The sequence below is a fragment of the Lachnoclostridium edouardi genome, assembly GCF_900240245.1.
Classification (GTDB): Bacteria; Bacillota; Clostridia; order Lachnospirales; family Lachnospiraceae; genus Lachnoclostridium_A; species Lachnoclostridium_A edouardi.
In genome coordinates, this window is the sequence record NZ_OESQ01000001.1 from 1,595,731 (window position 1) to 1,609,651 (window position 13,921).

Sequence of the window (13,921 nt, forward strand, 5' to 3'; positions counted from 1 at the left end):
TCCATAAAATTTTATTTATGAACTGAAGGTCTTTTTTACTTATTCAACTTCTTCTCCGTCCTGATCTTCCTCATCGTTCTGGCTGCGGTCTTCCTCATCGTCAATTTCTTCTTGACCGTTGTCTTTTACTTCCTCTTCTTCTAGTTCGCCCTTCACCTCCTGATCATTGTCATTTTCATTATCTTCCTCATTGTCTTTTTGATCATTATTGTCTGTAAGTTCCTCAGGATCTTTCTGGTCTGCTTCATCACCATCCAGAATTTCTTCTTCCTTATTGATTTGGTCGTTCTCCAGAATCTGGTCGTCCTTTACTTCTTCCTCTTTCCCATCCTCTGCAAGATTTTCGTCCTCATCAGCCTTATCTGTAATGTCTTTATCCTCATCATCCTTGCCTGTAACATCCTCGTCCACAATGTCCTTGTCTGTATCCTGATCTTTTATAATAACATCCTCGTCTACAATTTCTTCGTCCTTAAATGTCTCATCAGAGCTGTTGTCCTCATCTGTCTGCTCAATCTCAGGATCTTTTATTTCTTCCTGTATTTTCTCATCATCCTGATTCTCAATCAGCTCTTCCTCAGTTACATTCATCAAGTTTTCCAGGATTAATGCAGCCTCCCCATTTACTGTTACAGTCAGCTCCTTTTCCTCATAACCATCTGCATGTAAAGTAATTACATATTTTCCTTCTTCATCAAAAATGTCCAAATAGAATTTGTAAGGAGTTCCATAAAATTCATCTTTAAAGTCCAGATCATCCTTGCCATAAGCTTCAGAATCTCCTGAAGGAGTTTCTACCTGGATTTCAATAAAGGCATTCAGATAGTCCTCTGAAATTCCATTTCCCAATGCGATAATTACCTGATCGCCCTCCTGGATTTCCAATTTTGAATAAGAATTGATTTCATACTCTTCGGTTCTTAAACCTACAGCAGACGGAACCTCTTTTGGATCATCTTCTCCTTTTACATCTAATGTAAACTCCTTATTCTTATAGCCAAGAGCTTCTATTACAATTGTATACTCTCCCGACTGATCAAATTCAGAACCGTCAATGATAATTTCATATTCCGGGTTGGATGATTCGTTTGACACCTCCATACTATTTACTGTAATCTTTGTCACCTTTGAGCCGTATCCCGTTCCAAGGAAAGTTGAGTCTGTAATAATTTTTACATCTTCTCCCGGCTTACAGCTGTTGTTATCATCCAGCTTTACACTGCTTGGAACATCTTTTTCTGCATTTTTAATATCCACAATAAATGTCTTGTCCTGATAGCTGTCTGCTTTAATCACAACTGTATACTTTCCTGACTGGTCAAAATTAGAACCGTCAATTTCGTATTCATAATCAGAACCGGACTCATTAGATACTTCATCTCCGTTTACTGTGACTTCTGTAATGACCTTTGCATACTCATTACTTCCAAACATTTCCCCTACAATAATAGTCAGATTATCTCCGATTCCCATTGTATTGCTGTCATCCAGCTCTACATAATCAGGAACTGCCATGCCAGTGCCGGAACCTCCGTCTACTATATAAGCTGTCAGCTCTTTCTCCTCATATCCTTCCGCCTGGATTGTAATTGTATAGTCTCCAGCTGCGCTAAACTCACTGCTGTCAATAATGTATTGGTATGATTCCTTTGTTCCGTTTACAGAAGCTCCATTTACCATTACCTCTGTAATTTTTTCTCCATATCCTGTCTTTGTTCCTGACTGAGAATCTGTAATAATAATTACGTCATCTCCCAGATTATAAGTGGATTTTGAAAGCTTTACGCTGCTTGGAACTGTCTGAGCCTCCACTGTAACTGTAAGGATTTTATCCTCATATCCTGCGGCCTTTAAGGTTATTGTATATACTCCAACTGTCTCAAAAGATGATGTCCAGGTAGTACCTAACATGCTGTTTTCTGTATATTCCAGCTCTACTTCCTCTGTGCTGTTTCTTAAAACGGAAGCTTCAGTAAACGCCTCTTTATATGCCTGGCTGTCTGAGTCGTTAAAAGCGGAAAGCTGGATTTTAAATGTCTCATTGGTTTTAACTGTAATATTGTCCGTTACAGTGCTGTAATCCTTTAAAAGACCTACTTTTTCAGGAACAGAAGCAGCCTCTGTGGACGGATCTGTAATAACAACTGTAAGTATTTTATCCTGATATCCCTCTGCCTGAATCGCAATTTCGTATTGTCCTGCCTGAGTAAATACGCTGCCTGCAATTACAAATTTGGCATAGGAATCCCAGCTGTCATACTCATTTGCCACCGGCTGACCATTTACTGTCACTTCAGTAATTTTCTCACCGTAGCCAGTTACATCCATCAAAGTATTATCTGTAATAATTACTACGTCCTGGCCTAATTTGTAGCTTTCCTTCTCCAGCTTTACAAGCTGAGGAACCTGGGCTTTTATATCCTCTATTTTCAGTTCAGACAGCTTAAATGACTTTTGAAGCTCTGCAAAGTTTTCAGCAAATACAGACACGCTCAGCCACTCGTTATCCCCAAATCCATCAAATAGTTTAGATCTGAGTATAATCGTATTTCCTACCTTCTCGTAATCCCCGTCGCCGCCTACTGCATCGTCGTTAAATAATCCTTCTCCGTTTAATGTTACAGAATAAAAGCTATTTATAAACTCATCAGAAAATCCGCTGAGAATCACGTCGTTATTGTTATTTCTGGATATATTCAGCTGGCTGCTGTCCTGTCTGCCCACTAAAACAGATACTGTTCCGTTGGAAAATCCGTCGGCATAAATAGTCAGCGTATGCTGCCCAATAGTTCCATTTTGAGTATTTACAGTAATTGTATTATTTTCCTTGTCCACTTCATAAGTCAAAGGCGCATAGCTGCTTGCTAAAGCCACATTTGTAATACGGTTCTCCCAGTCTGCTGTGGCCTCTGTCTCCTCATAATGAATAACAATAGGCTCTCCCAGATTTACAGCCTCCGCAGTTAAGTCAGGAGCTTTAATTCCTGTTTCTCCTAAAAATCTGGTAATATCTCCTAAAAGTCCGTCCTCCAGCATGTACTTAATAGTATATGGCCGGTTTAACGTAAAGGCGTCCTCCGGAGCCTGATCTAAATACTCCTTGTAAGTCTGATAATCGTCCTGGCCTTTGGCCATTCCGCAGTTGTTTATATACTTTTCATACTTCATCAGACGGTCCTGACCATCCTTTTCATAAATGTATAAATGTTCCAGAGAATCCCACCAGTTAAGCACTGCCGCAGATTCATTTGTCTCCAGTTCTAAAGCCGCCAGAATTTTTGCATTGGCCAGCAGGTCGAAATCAAATACAATATTTCCGTTGACAGCGCCTCCTCCTGTGCTTCCTCCTGACTCAGTTGAGCCTCCTCCTGAAACAGAGGCTGTGGCAACTCCGTCCAGCCCTAAGGCCGCTGCACTGTAGGAAACAATTTCTTCTTCCTCATAAATATTTTCTGATATATCATAAGGATCTGACTGAGCTAAAGTATAGGCAGCCGTCATAGGAGCTGCAGTCTCTAAGGCGCTGTCTTCCTCTCCGTCTCCCCACACCGGATTCTGGCTTCCATTAGTGGCCTGCTCCAACTGAAACTCCAGCACATAATCCTCATAGCCCTCTGCCTTAACTACTAATTTGTGCTTTCCTACAGTCAGTTTTTTATGGCACTCATTTTCCAGGCGCACCAGATTTGAAACTACATGATACTCTTTACAGTCACCCTCTAAGGTTTCTCCGTCCAATTCCACTGCGTAAATAGGATTTGTTATAGCGTAATTAAAATCTGTCAGCTGAAATAGCAGATCCTGTCCTGCCCACCAGTTAAAATTGCTGGTCAGTTCCAGACTTCCCGCCGGCAGAATTGTCTCTATTTCCAAGGATCTATCCTCATATCCATTAGCCTTAATTACTATGGTATGTCTTCCGTTATGGCCCTGAATAGACAGGTTTTGGCCGCTTATAATAATCTTTCCGCTTTCTCTCCGGAATGTAAGGTCCTGCCTGCTGCCGGAGCCGGAGCCATAATCCTTTTGAACGCGGTACACTGCCTCCAGCCATTTTTCAGAATCCTCTGTTACGTCAAAAGAAATGATAATGTCCTCCCCGTCCAGCGTCCGTTCTGTTTTCAGCTGAGGAAGTCCGGTGTAATCGTCATCAGAAACTCCGTCCATATTAAATGTAGTAACTTTAGGATAAACCCTTACATCCCCGTTTTTATCATAATTAGGCAAATAAAAATCCCAATAGCTTAAAGCGCCGTTTGCCAGCACATAGCCTGGGGTCTGGCCCTTCATCACTCCGGAGAATTCCTTTGCGCCTGTTCCTAAAACAATTTCCTGGTAAATACTGCTGTCTGTTTTAGATACTGCTTTCACTACTGCCTTTTCATTAGGATTTACTTCCAGCTTTACAATTCTGTTTCCGTTTTCTACAGGCGTCACAGCAACGTTCTGGCCGTTTAAAGTAATATTATAGTTATCTGCATTTCCGGTTCTAAAGGTAAGAACAGCAAAATCCGACCGCTCTATTTTATAAATTCCTGTTTTTCCAATATTAAAAATTGAGGTCTCCGCAGGATCCTCCGGCTGGGAAGGCTGAGTGGGATGATCCGGCTGAGTGCTGCCGCCTCCTGAAGAACCGCCGCTTGATGAGCCGCCTCCTGACGAGCCGCCGCTTGACGAGCTGCCTCCTGCTGTGTTATTCATAGGCGCTGCTATAGGATTTCCGTTTTCATCTACCCAGGCTCCCGTTTCATTTACCTGATATCCGTCTGGCGTCATTTTGCCGGCTACCATATCGCCTGACGGGTTTAAATAATACCATCTTCCGTTTATAGCTGCCCATCCTGTAGCCATATCTCCGCTTTGGTTTAAATAATACCAGTTTCCTGTGGCCTGGTCCTGCCACCAGCCTACTACCATACTTCCGTTATCCTGAAAAAGATACCATTTCCCTGAAGACGGCTCCTGCCACCAGCCGGTTACAAGATTCCCTGACTGATCTGCCCTATACCATATATTATCGCTTAGTATCCATTGGTCAACAGCAATGCTTCCGTCTTTCTCATACTTCCAGGAAGCCCCCTCTTGCTGCCAGCTGCCTCCTGTAACAGAAGCCGCGGACACCGTATTTCCAGCCACTACCGACATTACAAGGGCTGTGGTGAAAACTTTCAAACTATTTCTTTTCATTACCTTACTCCTTTCATATCTTGCAGTAAATCTGCGTCATAACTATAGCAGACTTCTTTATGAGCTTCAATAATGATATTGAAAGTTATTTTCAATTAATATTTTTTGAGAAATCTTCTCTCGATTACCACAGCCCTTTCCAATAAGACAAAAAAAACAGAAGCCTTTGCTTTACAGATAAAAAATATCTGTTTTGCATTGGCTCCTGTTATATTACGGTTTAACCCAGCAGGTTTTTGTCATTTTTATTATTCGCCAAAAACAGCCTTGTAGTCTGCCTGGAATTTAGCAATACCCTGATCTGTCAGAGGATGCTTTGTCATCTGAACTAATACGCTGTAAGGAACAGTTGCAATATCTGCTCCGGCTCTTGCGCAGTCGATTACATGGATTGGATTTCTAACGCTGGCTGAAATAATCTCTGTCTCAATATTATGCATCATAAAAATCTCTGTAATATCGTTGATCAGATCAATACCTGGCATAGAAATATCATCTAAACGTCCCAGGAATGGGGAAACATAAGTTGCGCCTGCTCTTGCTGCCAGAAGCGCCTGAGCCGCGCTGAAGATCAATGTAACGTTTGTCTTAATTCCCTCTGCTGCCAGAACCTTAACTGCCTTTAATCCTTCTACAGTCATAGGAATTTTAACTACCATATTAGGGTGGATTTTTGCAATCTCTCTGCCTTCCGCAATCATTCCCTCTGCGTCTGTAGTTGTAGCTTTTACTTCACCGCTGATTGGTCCGTCTACAATAGACGCGATCTCAGCAATAACCTGTCCAAAATCTCTTCCTTCTTTTGCAATCAGAGATGGGTTTGTAGTAACTCCGCAGATGATGCCCATATCGTTGGCTTTTCTGATTTCATCTACATTGGCTGTGTCGATAAAGAATTTCATTGTTATCAATCCCCTTTAATTAATATTTATCAGGTTCAGAAACACTATGGAAAATGTCTGAAACAGCTGTTTCATTTGAAACATTTACCAAAAATTCACTTTGTTCTCCCCTAATTTCTGTGAATTATTATACCACAGAAATTTAGTTTTGGGAATACGTCTTTAATAATTCTATTTTATCTAGTCTCTCCCAAGGCAGGTCTAAATCATTTCTTCCAAAGTGGCCGTAAGCTGCAGTCTGTTTGTAAATTGGACGGCGCAGATCCAGCATTTTAATAATTCCTGCAGGACGGAGATCAAAGTTTTCTCTGATAATTCCTACCAGCTTTTCATCCTCCAGCTTTCCTGTTCCAAAGGTATCCACCATAATAGAAGTAGGATGGGCTACTCCGATAGCATAGGACAGCTGAATCTCACATTTATCTGCCAGGCCTGCAGCTACTATATTTTTCGCCACATAGCGGGCTGCATATGCTGCCGACCTGTCTACCTTTGTGCAGTCCTTTCCTGAGAATGCTCCGCCGCCGTGTCTTGCATAGCCGCCGTATGTATCTACAATAATTTTTCTACCTGTCAGTCCGCTGTCTCCGTGAGGTCCTCCGATTACAAAACGTCCTGTAGGATTAATAAAGAATTTTGTGTCCTCATCCACCATCTCCTTAGGCAGAATTACGTCAAACACGTGACTTTTAATATCTTCATGTATCTGCTCCTGGGAAACCGCATCATCATGCTGTGTGGAAAGTACTACTGCCTCCAGGCGCTTTGGTTTTCCGTTCTCATCATACTCTACTGTTACCTGTGTCTTTCCGTCTGGACGTAAGTAAGGTAAAGTACCGTTTTTCCTGACTTCTGTAAGGCGGCGTGACAATTTATGGGCCAGAGAAATAGGATATGGCATATATTCCTCTGTTTCGTTTGTAGCATATCCGAACATCATGCCCTGATCTCCGGCTCCTATTGCGTCGATTTCTTCATCAGACATAGTATTTTCCTTTGCCTCCAGGGCTTTATCCACGCCCATGGCAATGTCTGTAGACTGCTCGTCAATGGCAGTTATTACTCCGCAGGTGTCGCAGTCAAATCCATATTTTGCCCGGTCATAGCCAATCTCTCTTACTGTCTCTCTCACCAGCTTCTGTATGTCCACATACGCATTTGTGGTGATCTCGCCCATAACTAACACAAGTCCTGTTGTAACTGCAGTCTCGCAGGCCACACGGCTCATTGGGTCCTGCTCCATCAGCGCATCCAGAATTGCATCGGAAATCTGATCGCACATTTTATCCGGATGTCCCTCTGTTACTGACTCAGATGTAAATAATAATTTTTCCATGGTTTCCTCCTTGTGAAATAATATAAAACGTGTGCGCTTTAGCGCAACCTGGCGGAGCTTTTTGTTTCATAGGACGCAGTTTCCTATGAAATAAAAAATAAGTCCGTACAGCAATACGGACTTGATAGTATCGTAATCAACTCCTCTTATTGCTCGATTCGCGGCAAATCCGCTTCCTCGCTCAGGCTGGCACCTTCCGGTTCTTTGCCGGGGTTGCCGTGACTTCACAGATCCTTTGTATCTCCATCACTCTGAATAAGGGATATATGTACTTCTTATTTTTTTATCTGCTTTTTTAGCAGGTTGCAGATGAATCTTACTCTATCTGAAACCAAATGTCAAGAACTTCTTTTTTCAATTTATCCTATTTTCAGGCGGAACTTTTTGGCATCCTTTTCAGAATCCACTTTTTCAATAACCGCCCCCAGACCCTGCAGCTTTTCCTCAAAGCATTCGTAGCCTCTTTGAATGTAACCGATTTCATCTACTACTGTATATCCTTCTGCCGCCAGACCAGCTATTACAAGGGCGGCTCCGGCTCTTAAATCAGGCGCCTCTACCTGGGCTCCTGTAAAGCCTCTCACGCCGTCAATTACAGCCACATTGCCCTCCACCTTAATATTGGAGCCCATTCTGGCCAGCTCATCTACATACTTAAAACGATTTTCAAAAATACTTTCCGTCACCATACTGGTTCCCTCTGCCAAAGCCAGGGTAACTGCAATCTGTGGCTGCATATCTGTAGGGAATCCCGGATATGGAAGAGTTTTAATGTTAGTAGGTCTCTGCTTAGGCTTTCCCACTACACGGACAGCGTCGTCAAACTCAATTACCTCGCAGCCCACCTCCAACAGCTTTGCAGAAATTGCCTCCAGATGCTTTGGAATCACGTTTTTTATCATTACGTCCCCGCGGGTAATAGCTGCGGCGCACATAAAGGTTCCCGCCTCTATCTGATCAGGAATCACAGAATACTCTGTGCCGTGAAGTCTCTCCACTCCCCGGATACGGATCACGTCAGTTCCCGCTCCCTTAATATTTGCTCCCATGCTGTTTAAAAAGTTAGCTACGTCTACTACATGAGGCTCTTTCGCCACATTTTCCAAAATAGTAGTCCCCTCCGCCAGAGCTGCAGCCATCATTACATTAATTGTAGCTCCTACAGATACAACATCTAAATAAATATGGCTGCCTACCAGATCAATGGCGTGAGCCACCACTGCGCCACGCACCACGTCCACTTTAGCTCCCAAAGCCCGAAAGCCCTTTAAATGCTGGTCAATAGGACGGCTGCCAATATTGCAGCCGCCTGGAAGCGGTACCTCCGCGCTTTTATATTTTCCCAGAAGGGCTCCGATAAAGTAATAGGACGCCCTGATTTTTCTTATAAATTCATCATCTACAGATACTTCTTTTATATGGCTTGCATTGATCTTTACAGTATGTCTGTCAATGCGGTCAACATGTGCTCCGATCTCCTGGATGGCTTCCAGCATAACGTTAATGTCTCTTACGTCCGGAAGATTATCAATCACAACATTTTCATCTGTCATAATTGCCGCCGCCAGGATTCCTAAGGCAGCATTTTTAGCACCGCCGATGGTGACTTCACCTACCAGAGGATTGCCGCCTTTCATAATAAATTGTTCCATGTTACACCTCAAAACCGGCTGCCTTTTATACAGCCTGGGAATATTTAAGATTTTATTAATTTTACATTTTGTAAATATGATTATAGCATAAGATTCACATTTGTAAAGCTTACAAGCCTAATTAGTCCAGAAAGATTCCACAGACAAAGTCATTTTTATAACGGCCAAAATAGGCTTCCCCGTCTGCCAGGCCCAGTTTGTACGTGCTGCCGTCCCACGGCTGATATACAGTTACATTATACTGATCATACCCTGTAATCAGCACATACTGGTCGCCGTCTGTATATGCTGCAACCGGGCAGCCCTTGCCTACAAAATACAGCATTTGATGAAGCGTACAGCCCTGGGCGTCAAAAATTAATATATCATTTTCATACTCTTTATTGACCCCCTCCTCCAGCCGTCTGGTAAGGCGTCTGGCAGCATTTTCCGGGCTCCGAATATTGGCCGTGTTGTCTCTGTCTATTCTGTTCCATACAATCCTTTGCTTATGGTCTGTGACAAAGCCCATTTTATCAAAAGCCAGAGCCGTCATCTGGGAGAAACTGTCAGAAATTCCCAGCAGCCTGCCGTTGCCATAAGCATAAAATTCCATGCTTCTGCTGCCGTCCCCGGATTTTAATTCTAAAAGCCCGGCGGCATCGTGAATCAGCTTTTTAGGGCCGCTGACCTGAACCTGTTTTGTCCTGCTGATTTCCCGGTCAGTCTGAACAAAATAAAGCTTCCGCCTTTCCTCTGAAGCGTACCATCCAATACTCTCCATCTCCCCCGAACCGATTTCCACATTGCACACAATAATATCGTCCCCATCCGTCTCATAGCCGGACTGGCCTGTTTTTACCAGCTTATTCAGATGAATTCTGCTTTCCTCCACCGTCACGTCTGCAATATAATATCCAGGCTTTTCATACTGAGTTTCCGGCTCCATATTATCATTTACAATTTCAATGGCATACATAGGCAGATCTACTGTCCGGCCGTGAAGAATCCATGTATCCTCCTGTTTGGCCTTTCCATACATGAAATCATTTCCCACAAATCCCAAAACTCTCACTGCGTCCCCGGACTGCGCCTGCACTTCCTGCTTAATCCCGGTTTTTAAGTCCATAACGTGAATTATGGCGGCTTTATAAATATCCGTGCCTTCCTGCCATGCAAAGTGGCTGCCGTCTTCACTGATGGCATACCCTCCGCTGCACAGATTATCTGCCACCACCATATACTCATTACTGTTTAAGTCTATTCCGTATACGGCTCGGCCGTTCATAATGTAAAATAAATCATTGTCGCCTAAATAAGACAGCTTGTTTACATTCATCTTGATTTCTTCAAAGGATGCCTGTACAGGAATAAAAAACCTTTCCTCAATTGTATCCTCCTCTATACTATTGCTTCCCTTTGTAAAACGGTAATATGCCGCCCCCACATCTCCCTCATGGGTGCCTCTATTCATATATCCATATACCAGAAAATCCACATTTCCAGTATCTTCTACCTGAATAATCTTTATATCGTGATTTCCAAAGCTGCATTGAAGATCTGTTTCTGACTGGCCTCTAAAAGAAAATATTTTAACCGTCTTTTCTTCCTCCTGGTCAAAGCACCACAAATCCCTTCCTGTGACAAAGGCAATATAGCGGCCGTTATCGCTTTTTCTGGTGCTTAAATTTTCATCTCCAGTAATCCCTAACATAATTCTTTTTCCGGAAAACAGCTCTTTACTTCCGGAAAATATTTGAGCCATATCTCTTGTGTAATCCATAAGGTAAAGCCTGGAGGCTCCCAGCTTCATAGTAAAATTTTCCCTCACCTGATACAGCTCTGTCTCCTTATCTGTCTCCCTCTGCACCATATAATCCAGCTGTACATTTCCCATAATGCCGTCAATTTCTTTTAATGTTACCTGCACTTCCCCTGCGGGAGCTACGTTCAGATTATTCCAGGTAAGCTGGGAAAAGCTGGAACGGATGGTCACATGTCCCAGGGAGCTGTTGTCCTCTGTGCTGCTGGTTTCCAGATAGGTAACAAGCTCTGTGGCCTGATTATAGTCAAATGTTTTATTTGAAAAATTCACGGCAAAATCCACCATCTGCTTTGCCGCAGTCTCATCTGTCCACAAAATTCTTGTGTAATAATATAAATCTGTTCCCTTCTGGTCTGTTAATATTAGGCAAAGAATGTATTCTGTGTCCTTTTCCAAAAGGTTCTGAATGGGAAGCTTTGCCTGAATTCTTCCATTTGACGTTTCCCATGAATCCAGGGTTGTCCGCTCCACCAAATGATCCCAGTCTAAACTGCGCACCTCGTAGCGGATACCTGTAATTCCGGAAATATTTTCTCTGACTCCCACAGTCAGCCGTCTGTCCTCCGGCAGGATTGTCAGGCTGTCTCTGGCTACTTTTTCTTCCATATTTTGCTTGTAGCCGTGCATCAGGTTTATTTCACGGTCTAATGACTGGACATATGCCAAAGGAATCTGGGGCGATTCCATAGTTGAAAAAACCTGGTTTGTATTTTCCTCTCCCTTTTGGTACCACACAAAATAAATGACTACTGCCGCTATAAATATTCCTAACAGCACCAATGCCTTTTTCCATATTTGCTTCATATATCAACCTCAATCCTGTTTTGCACTGTTTCTAAACAAAACAGGCAGCTTCCCGCCTCCTTCTGGCCGTCTGCTGCCTGTAAAAATCTGGTGATTTTTAATCGTCTTTTTCAGCGATCTCAAATACCTGTCTCTTTCTGGCCATTTCATCGCTTTCCAGATATTCATCATAGGTTGTAATTTTGTCGATCAGCTTTCCGTTGACAATCTCCATAATTCTGTTGGCTGTTGTCTGCACAATCTGGTGGTCTCTGGATGAGAAAATCAGCACGCCTGAAAATTTCATCAGACCATTATTTAAGGCTGTAATAGCCTCCATATCCAAATGGTCTGTAGGTTCGTCCAGCATAAGCACATTAGCGCCGGAAATCATCAGCTTAGACAGCATACAGCGAACCTTCTCCCCTCCTGAGAGAACTTTCACCTTCTTTACCCCGTCCTCGCCTGCAAACAGCATTCTTCCAAGGAATCCCCTGACATAAGTCGCATCCTTTTCCTCAGAATACTGTGTCAGCCACTCTACAATAGTGTCCTCATTGTCAAACTCCTGGCTGTTGTCCTTAGGGAAATAAGACTGAGATGTGGTCAGCCCCCACTTATACGTTCCCTCGTCAGGCTCCATCTCTCCTGCCAGAATCTTAAACAAAATAGTTTTGGCATGTTCATTAGGGCCTACTAAAGCCACCTTGTCCTCTCTTCCAAGTATAAAGGAAATGTCGTCCAAAACCTTTACTCCGTCAATGGTTTTAGACAGATGCTCTACTGTGAGAACCTCATTTCCAATCTCCCTGAAGGGGCGGAAATCTATATATGGATATTTTCTGCTGGAAGGTCTGATTTCATCCAGCTCAATTTTCTCTAAAGCTCTCTTTCTGGATGTAGCCTGTTTAGACTTAGAGGCATTGGCAGAGAATCTTTGAATAAATTCCTGAAGCTCCTTAATCTTTTCCTCTTTCTTTCTGTTGGCCTCCTTCATCTGACGGATCATCAGCTGGCTGGACTCATACCAGAAATCATAGTTGCCTGCATACAGCTGAATCTTGCTGTAATCAATATCTGCAATCTGAGTGCACACTTTATTTAAAAAGTAACGGTCATGGGATACTACGATTACTGTATTATCAAAATTAATTAAAAATTCTTCCAGCCATGAAATAGCGTCCAAATCCAAGTGGTTTGTAGGCTCGTCCAAAAGCAGGATGTCAGGATTTCCAAATAAAGCCTGAGCTAACAAAACCTTTACCTTCTGAGCTCCTGTAAGCTCCTTTAACAGGCAGTAGTGGAATTCTGTGTCAATACCCAGACCATTTAACAGGTTTGCAGCGTCTGACTCCGCCTCCCAGCCGTTCATAGATGCAAATTCACCTTCCAGCTCCGCCGCCTTGATTCCATCCTCGTCAGTAAAATCTTCCTTCATATAGATGGCGTCTTTTTCTTTCATAATCTGATACAGTCTGGCGTTGCCCATAATAACTGTATCCAGAACCTGAAATTCATCATACTTAAAGTGGTCCTGCTGCAGAAAAGACAGACGCTCCCCTGGGCTGATAATTACTTCTCCGCTTGTAGGCTCCAGCTGGCCTGATAATATTCTAAGAAATGTAGATTTTCCAGCGCCGTTGGCGCCGATTACTCCATAACAGTTTCCCTCTGTAAATTTAATATTCACATCCTCAAAAAGCGCTTTTTTTCCAACGCGTAATGTAATATTGCTTGTACTAATCATAACTAATACCTTTCTTTAGGTTGATTTCTTTCCATTTGGTTTCATCATAACATTATAAAGCTTGTTATGTCCAGCCCTTTTTCACTAAAAAGTGTGGGCTGCAGCGTGCATCTATAGGGGAGCGTTTTTGTCATATTAGGAAAGAACTTTCCTACATAACAAAAAGACAGCCCTTCTTTTCAGAAAGCTGTCTTCCCCTTTAATTATGCCGGCGACCGGAATCGAACCGGTACGGGAGTATAAGTCCCGCAGGATTTTAAGTCCTGTGCGTCTGCCAGTTCCGCCACGCCGGCTTTTTTTGTATATACAGGATATACAAAATGGATGGAGGTGGATTCGAACCACCGAAAGCGTTGCTAACAGATTTACAGTCTGCCCCCTTTGGCCACTCGGGAACCCATCCATACTGGCTTTAATAAATAAGCAAGAGTTAGTTTATCATAGCCATTGTAAAAAATCAAGGTTTTTTCTGCAATTTTCACCATTATTTTTGCAGATGTCCCCAGGCAC

6 protein-coding genes, 2 tRNA genes and 1 riboswitch are annotated in these 13,921 nt (G+C 42.8%); all 8 genes read right to left on the reverse strand.

Features of this window, described 5'->3' with window-relative positions; genetic code table 11:
* Positions 1 to 39: 39 nt before the first annotated feature.
* The 8 genes from C1A07_RS07470 to C1A07_RS07505 all read right to left on the reverse strand — a co-directional run bounded on the left by C1A07_RS07470 (position 40) and on the right by C1A07_RS07505 (position 13,814).
* Complete coding sequence (locus C1A07_RS07470; RefSeq protein WP_101876557.1) at positions 40 to 5,187, reverse strand: hemoblobin-interacting domain-containing protein; 5,148 nt, start codon at positions 5,185 to 5,187, stop codon at positions 40 to 42.
* A gap of 248 nt (positions 5,188 to 5,435) precedes the next feature.
* Positions 5,436 to 6,089, reverse strand: coding sequence for a fructose-6-phosphate aldolase (fsa, locus tag C1A07_RS07475; RefSeq protein ID WP_101876558.1), 654 nt, complete (start codon positions 6,087 to 6,089; stop codon positions 5,436 to 5,438).
* A gap of 142 nt (positions 6,090 to 6,231) precedes the next feature.
* Entirely contained in the window at positions 6,232 to 7,425 is a 1,194-nt protein-coding gene (gene metK / locus C1A07_RS07480) for a methionine adenosyltransferase (protein WP_101876559.1), read from the reverse strand.
* Positions 7,426 to 7,568: 143 nt separating this feature from the next.
* Positions 7,569 to 7,687: riboswitch (SAM riboswitch) on the reverse strand.
* Between the two features lie 97 nt (positions 7,688 to 7,784).
* Positions 7,785 to 9,077 carry a UDP-N-acetylglucosamine 1-carboxyvinyltransferase gene (locus C1A07_RS07485; RefSeq protein WP_101876560.1) on the reverse strand — a complete coding sequence of 431 codons (1,293 nt, stop codon included), beginning with the start codon at positions 9,075 to 9,077 and terminating at the stop codon, positions 7,785 to 7,787.
* Positions 9,078 to 9,198: 121 nt separating this feature from the next.
* Entirely contained in the window at positions 9,199 to 11,685 is a 2,487-nt protein-coding gene (locus tag C1A07_RS07490) for a hypothetical protein (protein WP_101876561.1), read from the reverse strand.
* A gap of 97 nt (positions 11,686 to 11,782) precedes the next feature.
* On the reverse strand, positions 11,783 to 13,411 hold the full coding sequence (locus tag C1A07_RS07495) for an ABC-F family ATP-binding cassette domain-containing protein (RefSeq protein WP_101876562.1): 1,629 nt from the start codon (positions 13,409 to 13,411) through the stop codon (positions 11,783 to 11,785).
* Positions 13,412 to 13,617: 206 nt separating this feature from the next.
* Positions 13,618 to 13,704 (reverse strand) — tRNA-Leu (locus tag C1A07_RS07500).
* 28 nt (positions 13,705 to 13,732) lie between these two features.
* Positions 13,733 to 13,814, reverse strand: a tRNA-Tyr gene (locus tag C1A07_RS07505).
* Positions 13,815 to 13,921 lie beyond the last annotated feature (107 nt).

Coding starts and splice junctions, on each gene's coding strand:
- C1A07_RS07470 (WP_101876557.1), bottom strand. CDS start 5,187: ATGAAAAGAAATAGTTTGAAAGTTTTCACCACAGCCCTTGTAATGTCG.
- fsa (WP_101876558.1), bottom strand. CDS start 6,089: ATGAAATTCTTTATCGACACAGCCAATGTAGATGAAATCAGAAAAGCC.
- metK (WP_101876559.1), bottom strand. CDS start 7,425: ATGGAAAAATTATTATTTACATCTGAGTCAGTAACAGAGGGACATCCG.
- C1A07_RS07485 (WP_101876560.1), bottom strand. CDS start 9,077: ATGGAACAATTTATTATGAAAGGCGGCAATCCTCTGGTAGGTGAAGTC.
- C1A07_RS07490 (WP_101876561.1), bottom strand. CDS start 11,685: ATGAAGCAAATATGGAAAAAGGCATTGGTGCTGTTAGGAATATTTATA.
- C1A07_RS07495 (WP_101876562.1), bottom strand. CDS start 13,411: ATGATTAGTACAAGCAATATTACATTACGCGTTGGAAAAAAAGCGCTT.